This window comes from Rhodovastum atsumiense (genome assembly GCF_937425535.1).
In the GTDB taxonomy this organism is placed as follows: domain Bacteria; phylum Pseudomonadota; class Alphaproteobacteria; order Acetobacterales; family Acetobacteraceae; genus Rhodovastum; species Rhodovastum atsumiense.
Genome location: NZ_OW485601.1, coordinates 622,641 through 648,559 on the forward strand (window position 1 = coordinate 622,641; position 25,919 = coordinate 648,559).

The 25,919-nt window shown below is 68.5% G+C and carries 19 protein-coding genes and 1 tRNA gene; 16 read left to right on the forward strand and 4 right to left on the reverse strand.

Translation table 11 applies throughout. From position 1 onward, the window contains the following. Positions 1–7 precede the first annotated feature (7 nt). Both NBY65_RS02600 and NBY65_RS02605 read left to right on the forward strand, forming a co-directional pair. On the forward strand, positions 8–1,105 hold the full coding sequence (locus NBY65_RS02600) for an ABC transporter ATP-binding protein (protein ID WP_150041826.1): 1,098 nt from the start codon (positions 8–10) through the stop codon (positions 1,103–1,105). A 20-nt stretch (positions 1,106–1,125) separates the two neighbouring features. After that, the gene (locus tag NBY65_RS02605; protein ID WP_150041827.1) at positions 1,126–2,217 is read left to right on the forward strand and encodes a malate/lactate/ureidoglycolate dehydrogenase; all 1,092 of its coding nucleotides are present in this window, start codon (positions 1,126–1,128) and stop codon (positions 2,215–2,217) included. A 157-nt stretch (positions 2,218–2,374) separates the two neighbouring features. Here the strand turns inward: NBY65_RS02605 and NBY65_RS02610 are convergent, their stop codons facing one another. Beyond that, positions 2,375–3,328: a 1-phosphofructokinase family hexose kinase gene (locus tag NBY65_RS02610; protein ID WP_150041828.1), complete on the reverse strand. Its 954-nt coding sequence runs from the start codon at positions 3,326–3,328 to the stop codon at positions 2,375–2,377. A 471-nt stretch (positions 3,329–3,799) separates the two neighbouring features. Between NBY65_RS02610 and NBY65_RS02615 the strand changes: the two genes are divergently transcribed. The 4 genes from NBY65_RS02615 (at position 3,800) to NBY65_RS02630 (ending at position 9,259) form a co-directional block, all read left to right on the forward strand. Beyond that, positions 3,800–4,540: a creatininase family protein gene (locus NBY65_RS02615; RefSeq protein ID WP_150041829.1), complete on the forward strand. Its 741-nt coding sequence runs from the start codon at positions 3,800–3,802 to the stop codon at positions 4,538–4,540. A 195-nt stretch (positions 4,541–4,735) separates the two neighbouring features. Then, on the forward strand, positions 4,736–5,584 hold the full coding sequence (locus tag NBY65_RS02620; protein WP_162530632.1) for a SphA family protein: 849 nt from the start codon (positions 4,736–4,738) through the stop codon (positions 5,582–5,584). An 86-nt stretch (positions 5,585–5,670) separates the two neighbouring features. Next, entirely contained in the window at positions 5,671–7,038 is a 1,368-nt protein-coding gene (locus NBY65_RS02625; protein ID WP_150041831.1) for a TrpB-like pyridoxal phosphate-dependent enzyme, read from the forward strand. Positions 7,039–7,858: 820 nt separating this feature from the next. Beyond that, positions 7,859–9,259 carry a homospermidine synthase gene (locus tag NBY65_RS02630; protein WP_150041832.1) on the forward strand — a complete coding sequence of 467 codons (1,401 nt, stop codon included), beginning with the start codon at positions 7,859–7,861 and terminating at the stop codon, positions 9,257–9,259. A gap of 43 nt (positions 9,260–9,302) precedes the next feature. Here NBY65_RS02630 and NBY65_RS02635 read toward each other — a convergent pair whose 3' ends face one another. Further along, positions 9,303–10,850 carry a pyruvate kinase gene (locus tag NBY65_RS02635; protein ID WP_239002851.1) on the reverse strand — a complete coding sequence of 516 codons (1,548 nt, stop codon included), beginning with the start codon at positions 10,848–10,850 and terminating at the stop codon, positions 9,303–9,305. 364 nt (positions 10,851–11,214) lie between these two features. Between NBY65_RS02635 and NBY65_RS02640 the strand changes: the two genes are divergently transcribed. Next, entirely contained in the window at positions 11,215–14,595 is a 3,381-nt protein-coding gene (locus tag NBY65_RS02640; RefSeq protein ID WP_150041833.1) for a PAS domain-containing protein, read from the forward strand. 22 nt (positions 14,596–14,617) lie between these two features. Here the strand turns inward: NBY65_RS02640 and NBY65_RS02645 are convergent, their stop codons facing one another. Continuing rightward, the gene (locus NBY65_RS02645; protein WP_150041834.1) at positions 14,618–15,184 is read right to left on the reverse strand and encodes a hypothetical protein; all 567 of its coding nucleotides are present in this window, start codon (positions 15,182–15,184) and stop codon (positions 14,618–14,620) included. A 95-nt stretch (positions 15,185–15,279) separates the two neighbouring features. Then, entirely contained in the window at positions 15,280–15,465 is a 186-nt protein-coding gene (locus NBY65_RS02650; protein ID WP_150041835.1) for a hypothetical protein, read from the reverse strand. Between the two features lie 191 nt (positions 15,466–15,656). Here NBY65_RS02650 and NBY65_RS02655 point away from each other — a divergent pair, with 191 nt between their 5' ends. The 9 genes from NBY65_RS02655 to zwf all read left to right on the forward strand — a co-directional run bounded on the left by NBY65_RS02655 (position 15,657) and on the right by zwf (position 25,864). Further along, positions 15,657–16,064 carry a GNAT family N-acetyltransferase gene (locus NBY65_RS02655; protein WP_150041836.1) on the forward strand — a complete coding sequence of 136 codons (408 nt, stop codon included), beginning with the start codon at positions 15,657–15,659 and terminating at the stop codon, positions 16,062–16,064. 63 nt (positions 16,065–16,127) lie between these two features. After that, positions 16,128–16,217: transfer RNA gene (locus NBY65_RS02660), tRNA-Ser, on the forward strand. A gap of 220 nt (positions 16,218–16,437) precedes the next feature. After that, positions 16,438–17,649, forward strand: coding sequence for an ROK family transcriptional regulator (locus tag NBY65_RS02665; RefSeq protein ID WP_203330537.1), 1,212 nt, complete (start codon positions 16,438–16,440; stop codon positions 17,647–17,649). 143 nt (positions 17,650–17,792) lie between these two features. Then, positions 17,793–19,325, forward strand: coding sequence for a sugar ABC transporter ATP-binding protein (locus NBY65_RS02670; RefSeq protein ID WP_239002852.1), 1,533 nt, complete (start codon positions 17,793–17,795; stop codon positions 19,323–19,325). Between the two features lie 15 nt (positions 19,326–19,340). Further along, entirely contained in the window at positions 19,341–20,372 is a 1,032-nt protein-coding gene (locus NBY65_RS02675) for an ABC transporter permease subunit (RefSeq protein ID WP_150041837.1), read from the forward strand. 94 nt (positions 20,373–20,466) lie between these two features. Then, on the forward strand, positions 20,467–21,387 hold the full coding sequence (locus tag NBY65_RS02680; RefSeq protein ID WP_150041838.1) for an ABC transporter substrate-binding protein: 921 nt from the start codon (positions 20,467–20,469) through the stop codon (positions 21,385–21,387). A gap of 62 nt (positions 21,388–21,449) precedes the next feature. After that, a complete protein-coding gene (locus tag NBY65_RS02685) occupies positions 21,450–22,424 on the forward strand; it encodes a PfkB family carbohydrate kinase (RefSeq protein ID WP_150041839.1) in 975 nt (324 codons plus the stop codon). Positions 22,425–22,469: 45 nt separating this feature from the next. After that, entirely contained in the window at positions 22,470–24,293 is a 1,824-nt protein-coding gene (edd, locus tag NBY65_RS02690; protein WP_150041840.1) for a phosphogluconate dehydratase, read from the forward strand. A 65-nt stretch (positions 24,294–24,358) separates the two neighbouring features. Next, positions 24,359–25,864 (forward strand): glucose-6-phosphate dehydrogenase, encoded by a 1,506-nt coding sequence (zwf, locus tag NBY65_RS02695; RefSeq protein WP_150041841.1) that lies wholly within the window; start codon positions 24,359–24,361, stop codon positions 25,862–25,864. The last annotated feature ends 55 nt before the right edge of the window (positions 25,865–25,919 follow it).

Sequence of the window (25,919 nt, forward strand, 5' to 3'; positions counted from 1 at the left end):
AGGAAACATGGCCGAGGTGTCGATCCGCAAGGTCGTCAAGGCCTATGAAGGCGGCGTGCAGGCGGTGAAGGGCATCGACCTGGAAATTGCCGACCACGAATTCGTCGTGCTGGTCGGGCCGTCGGGCTGCGGCAAATCCACCACGCTGCGCATGATCGCCGGGCTCGAGGAAATCTCCGACGGGCAGATCTGGATCGGCGGCGACGTGGTCAACGACGTGCCGCCACGCGACCGTGACATCGCCATGGTGTTCCAGAACTACGCGCTCTATCCGCACATGTCGGTGTTCGACAACATGGCCTTCGGGCTGAAGCTGCGGAAATTCCCCAAGGAGGAAATCCGCCGCCGCGTCGATGACGCCGCCCGCATGCTCGACATCCAGCCCTTGCTGCAACGCAAGCCGAAGGCCCTGTCGGGCGGGCAGCGCCAGCGCGTGGCGATGGGCCGGGCCATCGTGCGCAATCCCAAGGTCTTCCTCTTCGACGAGCCGCTCTCCAACCTCGACGCCAAGCTGCGCGTGCAGATGCGCACCGAGATCAAGAAGGTCCACCAGACCATCCCCACCACCACCGTCTACGTCACCCATGACCAGGTGGAGGCGATGACGCTGGCCGACCGCGTGGTGGTGATGAATGGCGGCATCATCGAGCAGGTCGGGCCGCCGCAGGAACTGTATCACCGTCCGACCACCCGCTTCGTCGCCGGCTTCATTGGCTCGCCGGCGATGAACTTCCTGCCGGTGAACCTGATCGATGACGGCGGGCTGAAGCTGCGGCTCGCCGACGGCACCCTGCTGGCGGTGCCGCCGCAGCGCGTCGATCGCTACGGGCCGTACAAGGGCCGCAGGATGACGCTGGGGCTGCGACCCGAGCACCTGACCGAGCCGCATCCCGCCGACAGGCCCGGCACCGTGCATATCCAGGCATTGGTCGACGTGGTGGAGCCGATGGGCATGGAGACGCTGCTGCATTTCTTCATCGAAGGCGAGCCGGTCTGCGCCCGCATCGACCCGACCATCGAGGTGCATCACGGCCAGGTCTTCACCCTGGCCGCCGACCTCAACCAGATGCACCTGATCGAGAACGACAGCGGCCGCGTCGTCTGAGCCGTCCTAAAGGAAACCCGATGGCTGCGCCCACCCACATCATCCCCGCCGGCACGCTGCGCGACCTCGTGAGCGCCATCTTCCGCGGCGTCGGCTGCGACAAGGCCGAGGCGGCCCGCATCGCCTTCTACCTCGTCTCGGCCAACCTCACCGGCCATGACAGCCATGGCGTCATCCGCGTGCCCCGCTATGTCGACGATGTCCGCGCCGGCCGCACCCTGGTCGGCCAGTCCATCGACATCGTCAGCGAAAGCCCGACCCATGCCGTGGTCGACGGCCAGTACGGCTTCGGCCAGACGATCGCCCCGCAGGCGGTCGATCTCGGCATCCGCAAGGCCCGGGAGGCGGGCCTCTCCGTCATCGCGCTGCGCCGCTCGGCCCATGCCGGGCGCATCGGCGACTGGGGCGAGCGCGCCGCCGAAGCGGGCCTGATCTCGCTGCATTTCGTCAATGTCGAGAACGGCGAACTGGTCGCCCCCTATGGCGGCACGGCACGGCGTTTTGCCACCAATCCCGTCTGCATCGGCATCCCGCCCATGCCGGGTCGGCCGATGCTGCTGCTCGACTTCGCCACTTCGGTGGTGGCCGAAGGCAAGGTGCTGGTCGCCTCCAACGGCGGCAAGCCGGTCCCCGAAGGGGCGCTGATCGGGGCCGACGGCCGGCTCTCGACCGATCCCGCCACGCTGTACGGCAGCCTGGAACCCAACGGCCCGCGCAAGCCCGAGAACGGCACCGGCGCCATCCGGGCCTTCGGCGAACACAAGGGATCGGGCCTGGCCTTCATGTGCGAGATCCTCGCCGGCGTGCTTTGCGGCGGTGGGCCGTCCGGGCCCAGGCACGGCCCGGAACGGCGCATCGGCAACGGCATGCTCTCGATCTATCTCGACCCACAGCATTTCGGCGCCCGCGATTTCGTGGCGGAGACGATCGCCTACGCCGAATACGTGAAATCCTCATCGCCGGCGGACGGCTTTGCCGAGGTGCTGCTGCCGGGCGAACCGGAAGCCCGCACCCGCGCCGAGCGCGAGGCGCGGGGCGTGCCGTTGCAGATCGACACCTGGACCAACCTGTGCTGGATCGCAACTGCTTTGGGGGTGCCGGTGATTGACTGAAGAAAGGCCAGGGCTCCGCCCTGGACCTGCCAAGGGCCACAAGGCCCTTGGATCCCATTCTCGCTGCGCGGCACAGAGTATCGGGTTCCAAGGGCGAAGCCCTTGGCCAGGTCCAGGGGCGGAGCCCCTGGTGGGGGCGGGGCAACGCCCCGCGAACTTATCCGATGGCCAAAGCGCCTTCACGCAATCTTGCGTGCAGCGCCTCCACGTCGGCCCGCGCCGGATGCGCGGTGCCGGTGTGCATCACCGCGGCGGCGCCGCCGGCCATGCCCCAGGCGAACGCGTCTTCGTCGGTGGCACCGCGCGCCAGGGCCATCACCATCGCCCCCATGAAGCTGTCACCCGCGCCGACGGCGCTGTGGGCCTCCACCTCGACCGGCGGCATGTGCAGCACCCCCGCCGCCGTGGCCAGCATGGCGCCGTCCCGGCCCATCGTCACCGCGATGCGCTCGGCCGCGCCGGAGCGCACCATCTTCAGCGCCGCCTGTTCGAGGTCCTCGCGCCAGCGCAGGTGCTTGCCGATCAGCCGCTCGAACTCGCCCAGGCTGGGCTTGACCAGGGCCACGCCCTTGCCGAGCGCCGCGCGCAGCGGTGGGCCCGAGGTGTCGAGCACCAAAGGCCGCCGCTGCCGTGCCGCGATCTCGGCCGCGCGGGCGTAGAAATCCTCCGGCATCCCCGGCGGCAGGCTGCCGCTGGCGACGATCCAGGCACCCTCTCCCTCCGCCGCTTCCAGCGCCTCCAGCGCGCTGCGCCACTCCGCTTCGGTCACATGCGGGCCTTCGGGGACGAAGCGGTATTCCTGGCCGGACCCGCGGTCGTGCACGGTGTAGCTGACCCGCGTGCGCCCGGCGATGCGCAGCGCCTGGCAGGGCACCTGCTCCTCGGCGAGCAGTTCCTCCAGGAAGCGCCCGGGAAAGCCGCCCGAGAGGATGATCGACAGCACATCCCCGCCCAGTTCGTGGATCACGCGCGCGACGTTCACGCCGCCGCCGCCGGGATCCTGCATTTCGGCATAAGTGCGCACCTTGTGGATCGGACGCACCGCGTCCGTATCCGAGGCGATGTCGACGGTCGGATTGACCGTAAGGGTAATGATTCGGGGCTCGGTCACGATGACAATTTCATTCCCTGCCAGCGAACCGCCTGATCCTGCGCCGGGAACTTGCGGCACGTGAACGGACGGCCCGAATGTTACGGCCGGTCCAGGTCCCGCGTGGGGCCAATCCCGGACCACTCCGGGCGCACCTTGGCATAAAGCGCAGGGCAGATGCCAACATTGCGGAGGGAACCCGTCCGGCCCGGGCGGGAGGAACGGCCCTCGCGGGCAATGGCATAGCCGTCTATGATACGCCGCTGCGTCGGCATGACCAGTCCCGTCCTGGGTGGCGCTTGCGCTTCCACACGTATCCGCAGGCCTGATACGGAGCGCCCCGTATGCCACCGTGGCTTGACCAACCCACCGGAAAGGCGAAAGATTTCCGCGAGGCTTGTCGCCTGGGGGTGCACGGCCACGGGCTGGCGCGGTTGCGGCAGGGTGTGCTCCGTGGCATGGCCCGGGGTGCCCGAGCAACGGAGGCCACCCATGCAACTCGCCCTCTCCACCTGGCAGGAGGTGGAGGAATATCTCCAGACCCGGTCCGGCATCATCGTCCCGATCGGCTCGGTCGAGCAGCACGGCCCGAACGGCCTGATCGGCACCGATCACCTGACGGCGGAATTCGTGGCCAGGGGTGTGGGTGATGCCATCGGCTGCATGGTCGCCCCGACCCTGGCCTATGGCATGTCGCAGCATCATCTCGGCTTCGCCGGTTCGGCGACGCTGCGCCCCGCCACCCTGATGCTGGTGGTGCGGGACGTGGTGCAGTCGCTGGCCGTGCACGGGTTCCGCCGGTTCTTCTTCATCAATGGCCATGGCGGCAACATCGCCAGCGTCACCGCCGCCTTCGACGAACTTTATGCCATGCGCTCGCTCGGCGAGGCGGACACGCCGGTGCGCTGCCGCATGAAGCTGTGGTCCGACGGTCCGCGTACCCGGGCGCTGTCACGCGAGCTGTACGGGGACGCCGACGGGCACCACGCCACCTGCACCGAGGTCTCCGTGGCGCAGTTTTACCAGCCGCAGGCGATCAAGCAGGCGCAACTGGCACCGCACGTCGCGCCGCCATCGGGCGGCTTCTTCGAAGGCGCCGATTATCGCTCGCGCTTCCCCGACGGGCGCATCGGCTCCGCGCCGGCCCTGTCATCGCCCGAACATGGCGAACGTCTGTTCGCCGCCGCCGTGCAGGACATGACGGAGGCGTACCAGGCCTTCCTCGCCTACTGAACCACGGCCGGGGCCATCCGCCCCCTGCCTCCGGGCCGGGCCACGCGGCATGGCCCGCCGGCCAGACCCCGGCTTGGCAACGGATCGCAGTCCCAGTAACGATTCGTATTCGAAGCCTTGTGCCCCAGGCCTCACGAACCTGATCAGATGGAGGTCTGTTTGCACTCTCTTCGGACCGTGGCAGCATCCATGGCCATGGTGACCCTTGCCGTGTCGTCCGCCCAGGCGGTCGAGGGCAACTCGATCATCTATCCCAATGGATTCGAGAATTTCGGCGCCGGCATCGTTCCCCCGCCCGGCACCTATTACCTGAACAACACCGAGTATTACACCGCGCGTCGCATGAATGACGGCGCCGGCAACAATGCCATCCCCGGCTTCGGGCTGAATGCGCTGGTGAACGCCAGCCGCGTGATCCAGTCCTGGGACCTGCCCGTGCTGGGCGGCAACCTGTTCAGCCAGATCATCGTGCCCCTGGTCTATCTCAACGTGAACGTGCCCGGCCGCGCACAGAACCGTGCGGGCATCGGCAACGTCACGCTCACGCCGGCCGGCGTGGCCTGGCATTTCGGCGACCTGCACGTTGCCACCGCGGTTGACGTCAACCTGCCGCCGCCGGCCTGGAACAAGAACTGGCTGGCCAATCTCGGCCACAACTACTTTCAGTTCGAGCCGGTCCTCGCCGTCACCTATGCCCGCCCCGGCGGCATCGAGGCGAGCGTGAAGGCGATGTACGACTTCAACACCGAGAACACTTCCACGAATTACCTCTCCGGCCAGACCGCGCATGTCGACTTCGCGCTCGGCTACAATGTCTGGGACACGCTGAAGGTCGGCGCGGTCGGCTACTACCTGACGCAGACCACCGCCGATTCCGGCAGCGGCGCCGCCGGCGCGAACCGCACGGAAGCCCTGGCCATCGGCCCGGGCATGACCTTCATGTACAAAGGTCTGTTCTTCTGGGCGAACTGGCAACATGAGGTCATGGCACATAACCACACCCAGGGCGATGCGCTTTGGCTGAAGGTCGGCCTTCGCTTCTGAACATGGACACGGTCCGGCCCTGCGCTTCTCCGCCCGGCCGGGGCTGTCTATTTTCGTTTTGCACGGACACAAAAAAGGAAAACGCCATGGCCGACACGGTGAAATACCTTCTCGACGAGACCAGGATTCCGAAGTCCTGGTACAATATCGTCGCCGACCTGCCCTCCCAGCCCGCCCCCGCCCTGCATCCCGCCACCCGCCAGCCGCTTGGCCCGGCCGATCTCGAACCGCTGTTCCCGATGGAGCTGATCCTCCAGGAGGTCGCCACCGAGCGGGAAATCGAAATTCCCGAGCCGGTACGCGAGATCTACCGCGCCTGGCGCCCCTCGCCGCTGGTCCGCGCCCGCCGGCTGGAGGCAGCCCTCGGCACGCCCGCGAAGCTCTACTACAAATACGAGGGCGTCAGCGCCGCCGGCAGCCACAAGCTCAATACCGCGATCGCCCAGGCCTTCTACAACAAGCAGGCGGGCGTGAAGCGGCTGACCACCGAGACCGGCGCCGGGCAGTGGGGATCCTCCTTGGCCTATGCGGGCGGCATGTTCGGCCTCGAGGTCAAGGTCTTCATGGTGCGCGCGAGCTACAACCAGAAGCCGTACCGGCGCGCCATGATGGAGACCTGGGGCGCCACCTGCATCCCGAGCCCGAGCCCGCTGACCGAGGCAGGCCGCGCCATCCTTGCCCACGATCCGGATTGCCGCGGCAGCCTGGGCATGGCGATCAGCGAGGCCGTCGAGCTCGCCGTCCAGGACAAGGACACCAAATACGCCCTGGGCTCGGTGCTGAACCACGTGCTGCTGCACCAGACGGTGATCGGCCAGGAAGCGCTGCTGCAACTGGAGATGGCCGGCGACTATCCGGACATCCTGATCGGTTGCACCGGCGGCGGCTCGAACTTCGCCGGCCTGGTGTTCCCCTTCCTCGGCGAGCAGTTGCGCGGCGGGCGGAAGGTGCGCGCCATCGGCTGCGAGCCGGCGGCCTGCCCCACCCTCACCCGCGGCAGGTTCGCCTATGATTTCGGCGACACCGGCCATCTGACGCCGCTGGTGAAGATGCACACGCTCGGCTCGACCTTCGTGCCGCCGGGCTTCCATGCCGGCGGGCTGCGCTATCACGGCATGGCGCCGCTGGTCAGCCTGGTGCAGGAACTCGGCCTGATGGAGTCCCGTGCCTTCACCCAGACCGGCTGCTTCGACGCCGGCGTGCAGTTCGCCCGCACCGAAGGCATCGTGCCGGCCCCGGAAGCCACCCACGCCATCCGCTGCGCCATCGACGAGGCGTTGCGCTGTCGCGAGGAAGGCGTCAGCCGCACCATCCTGTTCAACCTGTCCGGTCACGGCCATTTCGACATGCAGGCGTACATGGACTACTTCGCCGGCAAGCTCGAGGACCGCGACTACGACGATGCGGCGCTGCAATCGGCGCTCGCCGAGCTGCCGGAGGTCACGGCGGCCTGAGACCGCGCGGCACGGGAGGCGCCTCCCGCCCTCCCGTGCCGACATTCCGGGTACCACTCCGCCCCTCCCGGCGAACGCCACCGGCACCACCGGCACGGCGTTCCCAGCCGCTCCGGCCCTGGCTTACCCAGCCCGGCATTCCCTTCCGACAGGGGAACCACCCGCGCGTCCGGCTCGGCCGGCGCGCCAGGGCGAAGCCCTGGAGTGGTGTTCGTGTACCTGTCTTCTCCTATCCTATCCTCTCCTATCCTGTCCTGCCGCGACGTCACGCCGGACATCGCCGTGACGTCACGGGCGTGCCCCTGCGGCCTCGCGTCCGCCATCCGCCCGGCCTGCGCGTGAGAAATGCTCGGTATCGAAAAACGCATAGCTTCATCCCGCCAACATGGGCCATAAGCCGCGCCCGCTTTCGCCCGGAAGGGCGGAGCGTTTTGACGCATCGTACGTGCCGCGAGCCCCGCAGGGGCACAGCAACGACGTGACGCGTCCTTTTCGGTCTGGCCGGTCCCGCGGGGCCGGGGTCGTGAGGGAGACGCCTGTGTTGGCTGTTCGGTTGGCTGCGATGCGAAGTCCGCGCAGCATCGCCTGAATTCCGTCCCGGGCTCCCGCGCCCGCTGACGGCCTGCCGCCTGGCCCGCCCTGGCCCGGGCGGGTCGTGCGCGTCCGCCTGCTGTCGCGAGGACTGTCACATGAATGTCCCCCCTGCCGGTCGCATCCTGTCCCGGGGGCGCCATCACGGCGGCGCCTTGGCGCTGGTGCGCCCTGGCACCGATGCTCCGGTCCGCCGCCATTTTTCCCGTGCCTGCATGGAGAGACACTGATGAAGCACATCGCGTTTTCGGGCCGCCTGGTGATCCTGGGCTTCGGCAGCATCGGCCAGGGCGTCCTGCCGTTGATCCTGCGGCACATCGACATGCCGCGCGAACGGATCCACATCATCACCGCCGAGCCTCGGGGCCGCGAGATCGCCGCGGAACACGGCGTGCGGATGACGCTCGCCCCGCTGACGCGCGACAACTACCGGGACCTGCTGCTGCCCGAGCTGGGCGCGGGCGATTTCCTGCTGAACCTGTCGGTGGACGTCTCCTCGGTCGCCCTGATCGAGCTGTGCCGCGGCATCGGCGCGCTGTATCTCGACACCTGCATCGAGCCCTGGGCGGGCGGCTACACCGATCCCTCGCTCACGCCCTCGCAGCGCTCCAACTACGCCCTGCGCGAGAGCGCGATTGCGTTCCGTGGCCAGCCCGGCCCGACCGCGGTGCTGACCCATGGCGCCAATCCCGGCCTGGTCTCCCACCTGCTGAAGGAAGCGATGCTGATCCTGGCGCGCGACACCGGGGTGCAGACCGATGTGCCGGCGGGTCGCGAGGCCTGGGCGCTGCTGGCTGAACGCCTGGGCATCAAGGCCATCCACATCGCCGAGCGCGACACCCAGACCGCGAACCGGCCCAAGCAACCGGGCGAATTCGTCAACACCTGGTCAATCGATGGGTTCGTCGGCGAGGGCTGCCAGCCGGCCGAGCTGGGATGGGGCACGCACGAGAAGGCATTGCCGGCGGATGCGCGGCGCCATGACTTTGGCTGCGATGCCGCGGTCTACCTGCTGCGCCCCGGTGCCTCGACGCGGGTGCGGACCTGGACCCCGTTGGCGGGACCGCTGCACGGCTTCCTGATCACCCACAACGAATCGATCTCGATCGCCGACTACTTCACGGTGAGTGAGAACGGCGCCCCCCGGTACCGGCCGACGGTGCACTACGCCTACCATCCCTGCGATGACGCGGTGCTCTCGATCCACGAGCTGGCGGGCCGGAACTGGACCATGCAACCGAGCCAGCGCCTGATGATGGACGAGATCACGCATGGCATCGACGAACTCGGCGTGCTGCTGATGGGCCATGCCAGGGGGGCCTATTGGTATGGCTCGCGGCTTTCGATCGAGCAGGCGCGCAGCCTGGTGCCGCACAACAACGCCACCAGCCTGCAGGTGACCGCCGCGGTGCTGGCGGGGATGGTGTGGGCGATCCGCCATCCCGATGCCGGCGCGGTGGAAGCGGACGATCTGGACCATGCGGAGATCATGGAGGTGTGCCGCCCTTATCTCGGGGAGGTGACGGGCGCCTACACCGACTGGACGCCGCTGGCCGGTCGGGGCCGGCTGTTCCCCGAAGACGTGGATGCCGAGGACCCCTGGCAGTTCCGCAACGTCCGGGTCGGGTGAGGCGACGCGGGCCGGCCCTGGCGGCCGGCCCGCATGCCCGCGGCTACCAGCTCGCCAGACGCCGCAACTGCGGGGTCTTCTTGTTCTGGTGCTCACCCATGCGGGCAAACAGGCGATCGAGCTCGGCAATGGCTTCGAGCACATACGGGCCCTTGTTCAACATCACGCCTTCCGCGCGCGCGGCCATGGCCGCGTCGGTCATCTCCCCGCGCAGCGGCGTGCCGGTGCGCACCAGGCTTTCCAGCACCTGCGTGGCCCAGATGACAGGCACGTGAGCGGCCTCGCCGATCCACAGGATCTCCTCCTGCATCTCCGCGGTGCGCCCGAAGCCGATCTCGGCGGCCAGGTCGCCGCGTGCGATCATCACCGCGGTGGGCTGGCGCGACGCCGCCTGCACCAGCATCGCCGGCAACTGGTGCAGTGCCCGCTGCGTCTCGATCTTCAGCACCAGCGACAGGCGCTGCCAGTCCGCCGGCCGGCGCTGCGCCAGCGCGTCCTGCAGCAAGGCCACGTCCTGTGGCGACTGCACGAAGGAATAGGCGACCCCGTCCGCATGCTGCGCGACGAAGTCGAGATCGGTCAGATCCCTGGGCGTCAGCGGCGGCACCGTCAGCTCGGTGTCGGGAAAGCTCAGCCCCTTCTCCGGACGCAGCTTCACGCCGCCCGCCTTGGTCCGCTCCACCTGCAAGGTCAGCCCCCAGGGCATCACCTGCTCGATCACGGCGCCGACCTTGGCATCGTCGAAGAACACCCGCTGTCCCGGCCGCGCCAGGTGCAGGGCTTCCGGCAACAGGCATTCGGCGGCGAAGGAGGGCGCATCCGCCGGCAGCGCATCAAGCCCGCCAGGAGGCACCAGCGCCAGCCTCACCTGTGGGCGCAGATGCTTCCCGTCGTCCGGCCAGCGCACCGCCCCGGTGCGGATCTTCGGGCCGGCAAGGTCCATCAGCACCTTCAACGCCCGCCCCGCCTTGCGGCCCGCCGCGCGGGCATGGCCGATCATGCGCCCCCACGCCTCCGCGTCGTCATGCGCGCAGTTGATGCGGACCGCCTCGACATTGGCGGCGACCAGGCCGCGCATGAAGGCCGGATCGTCGGCGGCCGAGGACGGACAGGTCACCAGCACCGCCACCCCATGCGGCTCCACCGGCGGGCCGAGCACCTCGCGCGCGCGTTCGGCCAGCAGGGCCTCGCCGGTGAAGAAGGCTGCCGCCGGCGGCCAGGACCGGGGGGGCTTGCCCGCCAGCACCGCCAGGCTCGCCGTCACCGCGTCCAGGCCCGGCAGGACACGGCTCTCGAGGCGGCCGAGCGAGGACAGGCCGACCGTCATCAGCCGGCGCTGCAACGGCCGCAGGTCGCGCCGCCGCAATGCCAGATAATGGGCGAGATTGGCCGCGCTCAGGGCAAAGCCGCGATCGTCCGGCACGGCCGGCCAGCCGGCGGCGATGGCAGCCGCCTCGGCGCGGACGGCATGGCCGAGCGCGACGACCTCCTCATGCAGGGCGTCCAGTTCCATGCCGGGCCGGCCGGGCGCCTCGGGGGCTGGGGAAGCGAGAACCGGGGCCGCGATATCGGATGACGCCTGATCCTGCATGGCTCGCTTCCCCAGGTTGCGGGCAGGAATGTTACCCGTCTTACCCCAATGCCGACATCACGGCCGTATGACAGCCTGCCGGAAGCGACGGAGCCCGGGGACATGCTTCAGGCCAGCTTGATCAGGGACTTGTTGCATTGGAAGCTTGAGCATTCAGAAATTACGGCAGCAAACAAAGTAAAAACCCATCTATAAGCCCGACATATCTATTCGCATCATACGAAATTAACTTTCGTCATTGGTGATATTGGTAAATATCTTGCCATTTTTTCTTGTTTTTTTCTTTTTCATATGTTAAAAATCACAAAAATGTGAGGTTATTGCCGGACGAGTACAATCGTTCGCCAGGTGGGAAACATACGCCGTGAAAAGCCTGTTCGGACGCCTGCTGCTCATCACCGGCCTCGCCCTGCTCCCCGCCCTTGCCTTCCAGCTCTGGACCGAGATCGGCGCCCGGGACATCCGCCGGCAGGCGATCCATGACGAGGCCCTGCGCCTCGTGCACATCGCCTCTTCCGAGCAGGTGCAGGTGCTGGAGGGCGCCCGGCAGCTCATGACCGCGCTGGTCAACCTGAGCGCCCTGCGCGGCCACTGGGAAAACGAGTGCGCCCCCTATTTCCCGAACCTGCTGCAGCAATTCCCCCGCTACGCCGCCGTCGCCGGGACCGATCGCGATGGACGGGTCATCTGCTCCTCCCGCCCCGGCGACATCGGCAACACTGTCGTGGACCGCACCTATTTCACCCGCGCCATGGCGGAAGACGGGCTGGTGGTGGGCGACTACGCGATCGGGCGCGGCTCCGGGCGGCCGAGCGTCCACTTCGCGCAGCGCTATCGCAATCCCGATGGCCGGATCGCGGGCGTCATCACCATCGCGCTGGATCTCGGATGGCTGCAGCAAAGACTGGACAGCCTGCCTCTGCCACGGGGCGCCTCGGCCTTCATCACCGATGCCAACGGCACCATCCTCGCCCGGCGCCCCGAGCCCGGCCGCCATGTCGGGCAACCCGTGCCCGAGCGGGTACGCAGGCTGCTGGACGCACCGCAGACCGGGGTCGGGGAAGCCGCCGGGCTCGATGGCATCACCCGCATCTACGCCTACGCCCCGATCCACGTCGAACCGGATGGATTTGGTCTCGGGGTCGGGCTGGACCGTGACGCGACCTTCGCCGCCCTCAGCCAGGAGCAGTATCGCGGGCTGTTGCTCCTGGGGCTCAGTGTCGCCCTCGCCATGGCCATCACCGCCGCCGTGGCCGGCCCGACGATCACCCGCCCGATGGGGCGGCTGCTCGCCGCTGCCGCACGCTGGCGGGACGGCGACTTCTCCGCACGTACCGGCCTGGGACGGCAGAAATCGGAATTCGGGCGCCTCGGCGCGGCCTTCGATGCGGTTGCCGAGGCCGCCGAGGCACGCGAGCGCGCCCTGCGCTCCGCCCTGGAGAGCACGGGCGACAGCGTGTTCGTGCTTTCCCCTGACTGGCACTTCACCTTCCTCAATCGCCAGGCACAGGCGCAGATCGCCGGGCAACGCACCCTGATCGGGCAGGTGATCTGGGACAGCTTCCCCGAGGCGGCCGGCGGCCCGTTCCGCCAGGCCCTGCGGCGCTGCATGGCCGAGCGCATGCCGACCCAGGCCGAGCAGTTCCATGACCCCCTCGGCCGCCATCTGGCGGTGCGCGCCTTCCCCTCCGATGACGGCAGCATCACCGTGTTCTGCCGCGACGTCACCGAACAGCGCCGCACCGCCGCCCGCCTGGCCGAACGCGAGGAAATGCTGCGCGCCCTCGGCGAGGCCACGCCGGACCTGCTCTATGCGAAGGACCGGGCGGGACGGTTGCTGTACGCCAATCCGGCGGCCCTGGCCGTGCTCGGCCGCCCGTTCGAGGCGGTGCGCGGGCAGACGGCGGCCGAGTATGCCACCGACGCGACCGTGGGACGGACCGTGCTGGCCAACGACCTGCGCATCATGGCCCGCGGCGAGACCGAGACGCTCGACGAATCCGCGCACGATGCGCAGCACGGCGAGACGCGGCACTGGAAATCCACGAAGACGCCGCTGCGCGACCCGGAAACAGGCGAGGTCGTCGGGCTGGTCGGCATCAGCCACGACGTGACCGAGCAGCGCCGGGCCGAGCAGGCATTGCGGGAGAACGAGGCGCGGCTGCGCGACCTGGTGGAGACGCTGGATCTCGGCACCTTCATGGCGCGCGAGCCCGACGGGATCATCCGGGTCTGGTCGAAGGGCGCCGAGCGGCTCTACGGCTGGACGGCGGCCGAGGCCATCGGGCGGACATCGGACGAGCTGCTGCGAACGGTCTTTCCCATCCCGCGCGCCGAGGTCACGGCCGCGCTGGAACACGAAGGCGAATGGTCCGGGGATCTGCGCCAGCGCACCCGCGACGGACGGCAACTCGTCATCGCGGCGCGCAAGGTGTTGCGGCGGGGGGCGGACGGGCGGCCGCTGATGGTGCTGGAGGCGCTGACCGACACCACCGCGCAGCGACGGGCCGAGGCGGACCTCGCCGAGCTGAACCGGCACCTGGAGGAACGGGTGCGCGCCGAAGTGCTGGCGCGGGAAGAAGCCCAGCAACGCGCGGCCCATGGCGAACGGCTGCAGGCGCTTGGGCAACTGGCCGGCGGCATCGCGCATGACTTCAACAACATCCTGCAGGCGGTGCAGACCGGTGCCGGGCTGATCGCGCATCGCGCCGCGGATCCGGAGAGCGTGCGGCGCTTCTCCCGCACCCTGCTCAACGCGACCGAGCGCGGCGCCGCCATCACCCGCCGGCTGCTCGCCTTCGCCCGGCGCGGCGAGCTGCGGGCCGAGCGGATCGATCCCCTCGCCCTGCTCGAGGGCCTGCGCGACGTGCTGGCCCATACGCTCGGCAGCCCCATCACCGTGCGGCTGGAGGTGGGGCCGGAGCTGCGGGAGCTGATGGCCGACCGGGGGCAGCTCGAGACCGTGCTGGTCAATCTCGGCACCAATGCGCGCGACGCCATGCCCGAAGGCGGCACGCTCACGCTGGGGGCGATGATGGAAGAGGTCGCCAGGCCCGCCCATCCCGAGGGCCTGAACCCCGGCACCTATGTCCGCTTCTCCGTCACCGACACCGGAACCGGCATGGATCCGGCCACCCTGGCGCGTGCGCTGGAGCCCTTCTTCACGACCAAGCCGCTGGACCGCGGCACCGGGCTGGGCCTGTCCATGGCCCGCGGCTTCGCCGAGCAATCGGGGGGCACCCTGGCGATCGAGAGCACGCCCGGCCGGGGCACGACGGTCACGCTCTGGCTGCCCACGGCGGACGGGCGGATCATGACAGCGGAGCCGCGGCCGGATTTCGGGTCCGCCTCGCCCAGGGCGCGGCGCGTGCTGGTCGTGGACGACGAGGACGTGGTGCGCGAAACCCTCGCGGTCGGGCTGGAGGATGCCGGCTTCGTGGTGCTGACGGCGCAGGGCGGGGTCGAGGCGCTGGCCTTGCTGGAAGCGGGCGAGGAAGTGGACACATTGATTTCCGACCTCAGCATGCCCGGCCTCAGCGGCATCGCGCTGATCCGCGAGGCACAGGCACGCCATCCCGGCCTGCCGGCCGTGCTGTTGACCGGCTACATGGGCGAGAGCGCCCAGTTGGCGATGGGCGGCGCGATGAACGGTCCCTTTTCCATGCTGCGCAAGCCGGTCACCGTCAGCCAGATCGCCGAGAAGGTCGCGGCCCTGCTCGCCATCGGGGAATATCGCGCGGAATGAACATGGCCCCGCCCGCGGGCGGCTACGGATACGGCCCGGTTGGAATGCCGTTCGCGCGCAGTTCGACGGCATCGTACCACCGGATGAAGGCCGCCTGGGTGTTCACGATCGTCGCCGTGACATCGAGCGGATAGCCCAGCCCCGTCAGCCACCGGCGAAGATGGGCGTCACCGTCATGCGTTTCCGTGCGCCTGCCGTCGCGGATCATCGACAGCGCATGCAGCCCGATCCGCGCGCCGGTGGCCAGCATGCGCGTCTCGCCCGCCAGCCAGACCATCGCGCAGGCCGACGCGCAGGAGGCCCCCTCCGGCACCAGGGTCGACCATCCCCGCGCGCGCGTCTCGGTCCCGATCGCGAGGGCCGGGCCAACGCTGCCGCCGGGACCGGTGGTGATCACGACCGCCTGGCGCAGCGTCGTCGCCATGGCGTGGAACGTGGCCTCGTCGCCCGCGGCGATCACCCCGGACAGCAGGATGCCGTGTCCGCCCCCATGGGGCAGGTCCACCTGACGGAACTCGGCGGAAAATCCGGTGCCGCTTCCGGCCACCCACATGATCGAAGCCACCAGAACGGCGCGCCAGACCCGCATTCTCTCCTGTCCCGATGTCGGTGGCGACCCGATGAGAACACAGTCGCAACTATTCGGGCATGGCACCGCAATGGAAAGTTCTGCTGGTTCTCCGGCTATTCCAGATGATCCTGGGCGGCGGCCTGCAGAACATAGGTCGCTTCCCACAGCAGGACAGCGAGCCGGCCCACGCCATCCCCGGGCGTGAGCGTACCGTCCCTGACCAGGAACCTGGTGGCGTTTGCCCGGGCCTTCAGTATCTCGACGCGCCGAAGCAGTTCAGTTGGAGAGTCATATGCCATGTCGCCACCGTTGTTGTGCGTGATCCAAAACCTGAGCAAGTAATTCCAGTCTTCGCTCGAACCGGGGCGAAATGCAACCTATGGTTGATAATTTCTGGAAATTCCTGGCTCTGGTTGAGAAAGCGCGAAGCCTGCTGACGCAGCCCGCTGGGGGCGATACGCTCGTATATCGTAACTATCGAGCCGGTTTCATGGACATCCGCGACTACACTCCCGCCGATTTCGCCGCCGCCACCGCGCTGTGGACGCTGTGCGGCCTGCACCCCAGCGCGTCCGACACGCCGGAGCGTCTCGCCGTGGTGGCACGCCACAACCCCGGCCTGTTCCTGGTGGCCGAGGCGGAGGGCATGCTGATTGCCACCGTGATGGGGTGCTGGGACGGACGACGTGGCTGGATCAACCGGCTGGCGGTGCATCCGGACCGGCGCGGCGAGGCACTCGGGCGACGGATGGTGGCCTTGGTCGAGGACCGGCTGCGGGCCCGTGGCTGCGACAAGGTCAACCTGCTGGTCGAGCCCGACAACGCCGCGGTCGGGGCCTATTACGCCGCCGCCGGATACACCTGCGATCCGCTGATCTTCATGGAGAAATGGCTATAGAGGCAGCGCCGGCCGGGACGGGGTTGGCAAACGCGGCGGATTAACTTTATACCCCGCACCTCTGGACGGATGGCCGAGTGGTTTAAGGCAGCGGTCTTGAAAACCGCCGTGGGAGTTACCCTTCCACCGTGGGTTCGAATCCCACTCCGTCCGTAGAGCCGCGATTTCTGCCGCCAGCAGGTCCAGTATTTCCCTTTACTTCAGGAACGGTGCGCAGGGTCTTTCGGTTCCCGTCGCGCCCCCGCCCTTCCCCGGCGCGCCCACAACTGCGTGATTAATTAATTCATGGCGAATTAATTATTGCCCACGCCCCGGGCCGGGCCTACAAATCCCCCGCGAGACCACGCCGGACACCGAGAGGAAGGAACGGGCGGTGGACCACTCAGCCAATGGCCAGGGCAGCAATTCCGCCGTCGTCAGGGACTACAACGAGCGTGTGATCCTGGCGGCGCTGCGGCGCATGGGAGAGGCTTCCAAGGCCGACCTCGCCCGTCAGGCCGGCCTGACGCAGAACACCGCCGGCCAGATCGTCCGCAAGCTCGCGCAACAGCAGCTTGTCTGCACGGTTGGCAAGCGCACCGGCGCGCGGGGCCAGCCCGCGACCATGCTCCGCCTTGCCCCCGAGGGCGCCTATGCGATCGGCATCAAGCTCGGCCGCCGCTCGCTGGATGCGCTGCTGATCGATTTCAGCGGTCGGATCCTGCAATCGCGCCGTCACGAGCACGCACTTCCGCCGCCTGAAACCGCGTTGCGGCTCGTGCACGAGGAGATCACTGGGCTACGCGCCGCGATCCCACCGCGGGCGCGCGGACGGCTCGTGGGCGCCGGCCTGGCCATGCCCTACAACATCGGCAGTTGGCGGCGGGAACTGGATCTCTCCGAGGATCTCTGCCTGGCCTGGAACGGCTTCGACCTGGCCGGACAATTGCAGCGGATGCTCGACGTACCGGTCATGGTGGAGAACGACGGCACCGCCGTCGGCATTGCCGAGCTGTTCACCGGGGTTGGCCGGGAGCTCGACGATTTCCTGTGCGTCTTCATCGGCACCGCCATCGGCGGCGGGCTGGTGCTCGGCGGCGAGTACCGCCGGGGGGCCGCGGGCAATGCCGCCGATATCGGCCTGGTGCCGGTCCCGCCCTCGCGGCTGCACAGCGCCCCGAAGCCGACCGGGGCGTCCGACATCCTCCTCACCCGCGCCTCGGTCAGTTCGCTGATCCGCCACCTCGTCCACAGCGGCCTGCGCATCGGCTCGCGCGCGGAGCTGGAGCAGGCGCTCGCCATCCGACCGCCCCCGGTGGAAGACTGGCTGGCCGATTGCGCCGATGCGCTGGTGCAGCCGCTGCTGGCAACGGCCTGCATGCTCGACCTGCAGGCGATCGTGATCGGCGGCGATCTCCCGGATGACCTCGTCGCCGAGCTGATCGGACGGCTGCGACATCTGCTGGTTCAGGCGGTGCCGGAGGCACGCGAGCCGCCCGTGCTCGTGCCCGGCACGGTGGGACGCAATGCCGCCGCCCTGGGCGCGGCCATCCTGCCGCTGCACCTCAGTTACAGTCCGGCCAGACAGATCCTGTTCGGCAACTGAGCCGTTCACGCTCGGCTCAGGCCGGTGGTTTTGCCACCCCGGGGCGGATGCGGATGAGATAGCGTCAAGGCTACGAAAGCCGCGCCCCGGGCGCGCCGACGACCACGGCGCACCGACAGGCAGGCGACAGGGGGAAACAGGACATGACCACCGGTGCGAGCCAGATGCCGGCGCTGGAAATGCGCGGCATCTCCAAGACCTTTCCGGGCGTGAAGGCCCTGAACGACGTCCAGATCAAGGCATGGAGCGGCGAGGTGCTCGCCCTGATGGGCGAGAACGGGGCCGGCAAATCGACCCTGATGAAGATCCTGTCCGGCGCCTACCATGCCGACCCGGGCGGCGAGATCCTGATCGACGGCAGCCCCGTGCAGATCACCGACCCGATCGCCGCCAAACGCCACGGCATCGCCATCATCTACCAGGAACTGGCGCTCGCCCCCAATCTCAGCGTCGCCGAAAACATCTATCTCGGTGACGAGCTGCACAAGCCGGGCGGGCGCATCGACCGCCGCGCGATGAACGCGGGCTGCCGCGCGGTGCTGGAGCGGCTCGGCGCCCCGTTCGGGCCGCAGACCACGGTGAGCACGCTCTCCATCGCCGAACGGCAGCTCGTCGAGATCGCCCGGGCCCTGCATTCACGATCGAGGATCCTGGTGCTCGACGAGCCGACCACGCCGCTGTCCTCGCGCGAGACCGACCGGCTGTTCACGCTGCTGCGCCAGCTCCGCGCCGAAGGCATCGCGCTGATCTACATCAGCCACCGCATGGCCGAGATCTACGAACTGGCCGACCGTGTCTCGGTGCTGCGCGACGGCGGCTATGTCGGCACGCTGGAGCGCGAGGAGATCAACGCCGAAGCACTGGTCAGGATGATGGTGGGGCGCGAGCTTTCGACCTTCTACACCAAGGAGCATGATCCTCACGGCAGCCACGGCCCGGTCGTCCTGGAGGTGCGCAATCTCACCGATGGCCGGCGCGTCAAACCCTGCAGCCTGCGCCTGCATCGCGGCGAGGTCCTGGGCATCGCCGGCCTGGTCGGCTCCGGCCGCACCGAGCTCGCCCGGCTGATCTACGGCGCCGATCGCCGCACCGGCGGCGAGATCCTGCTGAACGGCCGGCCGGTCACGATCCGCTCGCCCGAAGACGCGCTTGCCGCCGGCATCGCCTACCTGACCGAGGACCGCAAGCAGCTCGGCCTGTTCCTCGACATGTCCTGTGCCGAAAACATCAATATCGGCGTGATCCGCAAGGACAGCCGGCCCGGCGGCATCCTCGATCTCGCCCGCGCCCGCGAGCGGGCCGAACAGGCCTTCGCCGCCCTGCGCATCCGCGCGGCGAGCCCGCAGATCAGCGTCGGCAGCCTCTCCGGCGGCAACCAGCAGAAAGTGCTGCTCTCGCGCTGGCTGGAGACCGGCCCGGCCGTGCTGATCCTCGACGAGCCGACCCGCGGCGTGGACATCGGTGCCAAGTCGGAAATCTACCGCATCATCGACGATCTCGCGAAGCGCGACATCGGCGTGATCGTGATCTCGAGCGAACTGCCGGAGATCATCGGCATCTGCGACCGCGTGCTGGTGATGCGCGAGGGACGGATCGAGGGGGAGGTCGGCGGCCCCTCCGTCCATCCCATCACCCAGGAAAACATCATGACCTACGCCGCAGGCGTGGCCGCCTGACCGGGGAGGAACCCAATGAGCCAGACGAATGCGAAGGCCGATGCCGCACGGCCGGTTGGCGGCGCCGGGCTGTCATCACGACAGGTGCAGATCCGCAGCATGCTGCAGGCCGCCGGCATGCTACCGGTGCTGGTGATCCTGTGGATCGCCTTCCACTATCTCAGCGACTCCCGCTTCCTCACTGCCCAGAATCTTTCCATCGTGGCGCAGCAGGCCTCGATCAACACCGTGCTCGCCGCCGGCATGACCTTCGTCATCCTGACCGGCGGCATCGACCTGTCGGTCGGCTCCATCCTGGCGATCTCGGCGATGATGGCGCTGCTGACCTCGTTGATCCCCGACTGGGGCATGCTGGGCATCCTCGCCGGATTGCTGACCGGGCTCGCCTTCGGCCTGGCCAACGGCGCGCTGATCGCCTTCGGCAACCTGCCGCCCTTCATCGTGACGCTCGGCTCGCTCACCGCCGTGCGCGGGCTGGCGCGGCTGATCGGCAGCGACACCACGGTGTTCAACCCGGACCTGCCCTTCGCCTTCATCGGCAATGGCAGCCTGCCGCTCGGCGGCAGCTTCGGCATTCCCTGGCTGGTGGTGATCGCCCTGCTGGTGATCCTGGCCTCGTGGTTCCTGCTGCGGCGGACCGTGCTGGGGGTGCGGATCTATGCGGTGGGCGGCAATCCGGCGGCAGCGCGGCTGTCGGGCATCAAGGTCTGGTCTGTGCTGCTGTTCGCCTACGCCGCCTCCGGCCTGCTCGCCGGGCTGGGCGGGGTGATGGCGGCGGCACGGCTGTTCGCCGCCAACGGGCTGCAACTCGGCCAATCCTACGAACTGGACGCCATCGCCGCGGTGATCCTGGGCGGCACCAGCTTCGTCGGCGGCATCGGCTCGATCTGGGGGACGCTGATCGGGGCCCTCATCATCGCCTCCCTGACCAACGGCCTGGTGCTGCTCGGGGTTTCGGATATCTGGCAGTTCGTCATCAAGGGCCTGGTGATCATCGGTGCGGTGGGACTGGATCGCGCCCGCCTGCAAGGCGGAGCCCGCACCTGATCCGGCGTACCACGGCACTGTCACGACAAGCCCCCGGCGGCGACTGGCCCGCCGCCGGAATGGCGCAACCAATGGCCAGAGGAGATGACGTCCGATGTTCAGGAAGGCATTGCTCTGCGGCCTTGCGGCCATCTGCCTCGCCGGCCCGGCCTCAGCGAAGGAACTGAAGTCCATCGGCATCACCGTCGGCTCGCTCGGCAATCCGTTCTTCGTCTCGCTGGCCAAGGGCGCGACCGAGGAAGCGAAGAAGATCAATCCCGCCGCCTCGGTGAATGCGGTTTCCGCCGATTACGACCTCAACAAGCAGTTCACTCAGATCGACAACTTCATTGCCTCCGGGGTCGACCTGATCCTGATCAACGCCTCCGACCCGCGGGCGATCGCGCCGGCGATCAAGCGCGCCCAGGCCGCAGGCATCGTCGTGATCGCGGTGGACGTGGCGGCCGCCGGGGCGGACGCGACGGTGCAGACCAACAACACCCAGGCCGGGGAAATCGCCTGCCAGTACCTGGCCGACAAGATTGGCGGCAAGGGCAATGTCATCATCCAGAACGGGCCACAGGTCTCCTCCGTGATCGAACGGGTGAAGGGCTGCAAGTCGGTACTGGCGAAATATCCCACCATCAAAGTTCTGTCCGATGACCAGGACGGCAAGGGCTCGCGCGAGGGCGGCCTGAACGTCATGCAGGGCTATCTCACCCGCTTCCCCGATATCCAGGGCGTGTTCACCATCAACGATCCGCAGGCGATCGGGTCCAATCTCGCGACGAAGCAGCTCAATCGCCAGGGCATCGTCATCACCTCGGTCGATGGCGCACCCGACATCGTCCCGGCGCTGAAGAGCAACTCGTCGATCCAGGCTTCGGCCAGCCAGGACCCGAACGCGATGGGCCGGCTCGCGGTGGAGGTCGGCAACCAGATCCTCAACGGCAAGAAACCGGAAAACCCGATGGTGCTGATGCCCTCCAGGATCGTCGACCGATCCAATATCGGCGAGTACAAGGGCTGGCAGTAAGGCAGCGGTCGCCCCGGCCGCAACGCCCCGGCTTCGTCAACATCCATCCGGAATGAGCATCCATGGCCGAAATCATCTGCATGGGCGAGTTGCTGGTCGATTTCGTTCCAACGACCACGGGCGTGGATCTCGCGGCGGCGGACCTGTTCAAGAAGGCGGCCGGCGGCGCCCCCGCGAATGTCGCCGTCGGCCTGGCCCGGCTGGGTGTGCCGAGCGCCTTCATGGGCAAGGTCGGCGAGGATGGCTTCGGCCACTTCCTTGCCGATACCCTGGCGCAGGCCGGGGTGGACATCACGCCGCTGCGCTTCACCGCTGCCGCGCGCACGGCGCTCGCCTTCGTCTCGCTGCGTGCCGACGGAGATCGCGAGTTCCTGTTCTACCGCAACCCGAGCGCGGACATGATGTTCGCGCCCGACGACGTGGACGAAGCCGCGATCGCCGGTGCGCGGCTGCTGCATTTCGGCTCGATCAGCCTGATCGGCGAACCTTCGCGCAGTGCCACGCTGCAGGCAGTGGCGCTGGCCCGCCAGTACGGGAAACGGATCAGCTACGATCCCAATCTGCGGCTGGCGCTGTGGCCGGATGAAACGGCCGCACGCACCAGCCTGCGTCTCGGGCTGCAACAGGCCGACATCGTCAAGATCAGCGCGGAAGAGATCCAGTTCCTGACCGGTCTCGACGATCCGGTCGCCGGGGCGCGCGCCCTCTGGCACGACCGGCTGGTGCTGATGGCGGTCACCTGCGGCGCGCAAGGCTGCATCTGGCTCACGCCCGATGCGGCCGGCGAGGTGGCGGGCTTCCCCGTCGCCGCGGTGGACGCCACTGGCGCGGGCGACGCCTTCATGGCCGGCCTGCTCGCCGGGGTGCGCGATCACGACGCGGCGGCCCTGACCCCCGCCGCTCTCGACCGGATCTGCCGCTTCGCCAACGCGACGGGGGCGATCACCACCACCGCGCGGGGCGCGATCCCGTCCCTGCCGGACCGGCCAGCCGTGCATGCCTTCCTCACCGCGCACGGGCACCCCATCTCCGCCTGAGCGCCATGGCCGACGATCCGCCGCAGCAGAGGAGAGAATTTCCGCATGACCATCCAGGCCCGCATCGGCGAAATCACCGAGCGCATCACGCGCCGCAGCCATGACGAGCGGTCGCGTTATCTCGATCGCATCGATGCCGCCGGCGAGGCAGCGGCGAAAATGCCGCGCAAGGGCCTGGGCTGTGCCAATCAGGCCCATGCCTTCGCCGGCTGTGCCCCCGCCGACAAGGCGCTGCTGCATGGCGGCCGCGCACCGAATATCGGCATCGTCACCGCCTACAATGACATGCTGTCGGCGCACCAACCTTATGAACGCTTCCCCGAACTGATCCGCGAGGCCGCCCGTGCCGCCGGAGGCACCGCCCAGGTGGCCGGTGGCGTGCCTGCCATGTGCGACGGGGTCACGCAGGGCGAGACCGGCATGGAACTGTCGCTGTTCTCGCGCGACGTCATTGCGCTTGGCACCGCGGTCGCGCTGTCGCACCAAACCTTCGATGCGGCGGTCTACCTGGGCATCTGCGACAAGATCGTGCCCGGGCTGGTGATGGGGGCGCTGTCCTTCGGCCATCTGCCGGCCGTGTTCATCCCCGCCGGCCCTATGACCTCCGGCCTGCCGAACGAGGACAAGGCGAAGATCCGTCAGCTCCACGCCGAGGGCAAGGTCGGCCGCGAGGCGCTGCTGGAAGCGGAAGCAAAGGCCTATCACGGCCCGGGGACCTGCACCTTCTACGGCACCGCCAACACCAACCAGATGCTGATGGAGATCATGGGGCTGCATCTGCCCGGCGTCTCCTTCATCAATCCCAACACGCCGTTGCGCGACGCGGTGACGCGGGAAGCGACCCGGCGCGCGCTGGAAATCACGGCGCTCGGCAACGACTACACCCCGATCGGGCGCGTGCTCGACGAACGGGCGTTCGTGAACGGAATCGTCGGCCTGCACGCAACCGGCGGCTCCACCAACCACACGATCCACCTGGTCGCGATGGCCGCGGTAGCCGGCATCCGGCTGACCTGGGACGATTTCGCCGCCCTCGCCGAGATCACCCCCCTGCTCGCCCGCATCTATCCGAACGGCCGCGCCGACGTGAACCATTTCCATGCCGCCGGCGGGATGGGCCTGCTGATCCGCGAACTGCTGGAAGCGGGCCTGCTGCATGAAGATGTGCGCACCATCCACGGTCACGGCCTGCGCGGCTATCTCACCGAACCCGGTCTTGCCGAGGACGGCCGCGTGATCTGGCGCGACGGCCCCGCGCGCAGCGGCGATCCCGCCATCCTGCGCGGCGTCGCCGAACCGTTCCAGGCCACCGGCGGGCTGCGGGTGCTGGACGGCAATATCGGCCGTGCCGTCATCAAGACCTCGGCCGTCGCCGCCGAACGCCATGTCATCGAGGCCCCGGCCCGTGTGTTCCACAGCCAGGAAGCGCTACAGGCCGCATTCAAGGCCGGACAGCTCACCGGTGATTTCATCGCGGTGGTGCGCTTCCAGGGACCGAAGGCGAACGGCATGCCGGAGCTGCACAAGCTGATGCCGCCGCTCGGCGTGCTGCAGGATCGCGGACAGCGCGTGGCGCTGGTCACCGACGGGCGACTGTCCGGTGCCTCAGGCAAGGTGCCCTCCGCAATTCATGTAACACCCGAAGCCGCCGATGGTGGCTGGATCGCCAGGATCCGTGATGGCGACATCATTCGCGTCGACGCGGTGCAAGGCCATCTGCAAGCCCTGGTCGATGCCGCCGAGTGGCAGGCGCGCGAGCCGGTGCAGGCGGATCTGGCCGCGTCCCATGTTGGCATCGGCCGCGAACTGTTCAGCGCCTTCCGCGCCAGTGTCGGCCGGGCCGATGCCGGCGCGGCGATCTTCGGATGAGCTGACCCTGGCCCCCGATGCGGCCGGAATCCGGGCCGCATCCTCCCCGATGGAGACCTGCCCCGATGACCTCACACAGCGGCGCCGCGGTGCTTGCGCCGACGGCCCCTTTCGGCCTGCCCCGGCGACGAACCCCGGTGCCGGACTTCGATTTCGTGCTGTTCGGTGCCACCGGCGATCTTGCCGCCCGCAAATTGCTGCCCGCCCTGTTGCAGCGGGAAGCCGAGCAGGTGCTGCCATCGCGCGGCCGCATCATCTGCACGGGCCAGCAGCCGCTCAGCACCGAGGAATTCGCCGATCGCGTGCTCTCCGGCCTGAAGAACCCCGGCGACAGCGCGCTCGAACGCTTCCGTGCCCGCCTGTGCTACGTGCCCGTGGATGCCCGCGATCCGCAGGGCTTCACGCATCTGGCCGAATTGCTGACCGATCCGCAGACGGTACGGGTGTTCTACCTGGCGACCGCGCCGGCACTGTTCGCGCCGATCTGCACCAACCTCGCGGCGGCGGGGCTGGTATCGCCCCACTCCCGCGTCGTACTGGAAAAGCCGATCGGCCACGACCTCGACTCGTCGCGCGTGATCAACGATGCCGTGGGCAGCGTCTTCACCGAGGCGCAGATCTACCGGATCGACCATTACCTCGGGAAGGAGACGGTGCAGAACCTGATGGTGCTGCGCTTCGCCAATCCGCTGTTCGAGCGTCCCTGGTCCGCCGCCGACATCGACCATGTGCAGATCACCTGCTCCGAGAGCCTGGGCGTGGAAGGCCGGGGCGCCTATTACGATCGCGCCGGCGCCTTGCGCGACATGGTGCAGAACCACCTGGTGCAGTTGCTGTGCCTGGTCGCCATGGAGCCGCCCAGCGCCTTCGACAAGGACTCCGTGCGTGACGAGAAGCTGAAGGTGCTGAAAGCGGTGCGCCCGATCACCGGCGAGCGCGTGCGCACGACGACGGTCCGGGCCCAGTACGTCGCCGGTGCCATCGATGGCGCACCCGTCCCAGACTATCTCTCCGACATCGGTGCATCCACCAGCGACACCGAAACCTTCGTCGCGATCAAGGCGGAGATCGACAACTGGCGCTGGTCGGGCGTGCCCTTCTACCTGCGCACCGGCAAGCGCCTGCCCAGCCAGTCTTCCGAGATCATCATCACCTTCCGCCAGGTCCGCCACTGCATCTTCCCCGCCGATGCCGGCCCGATCGGCCCGAACCAGCTGGTCATCCGCCTGCAGCCGGACGAAGGCATCTCGCAGCTCACCACCATGAAGGCGCCGGGCAGCGGCCGGCTGGCGCTGATCCCAGCCAGCCTGCAACTGAGCTTCCGCGACACCAGCGGCGCGCGCATTCCCGAAGCCTATGAACGCCTGATCACCGACGTGATCCGCGGCGACGCCACGCTGTTCATGCGCCGCGACGAGGTCGAGGCATCCTGGCACTGGATCGAGCCCATCCTGGACGGTTGGCGGACCCACATGCCGCGCCCGCAGCGCTACGCCGCCGGCAGTTGGGGGCCGGTCGCCGCGATCGGCCTGATCGAGCGGGACGGGCGTTCCTGGTACGAGACCGTCTGATCCCCCGGGACACGCCGGCCGCCACCATTGACAGGGTCATGCCGGCGCGCCTTGC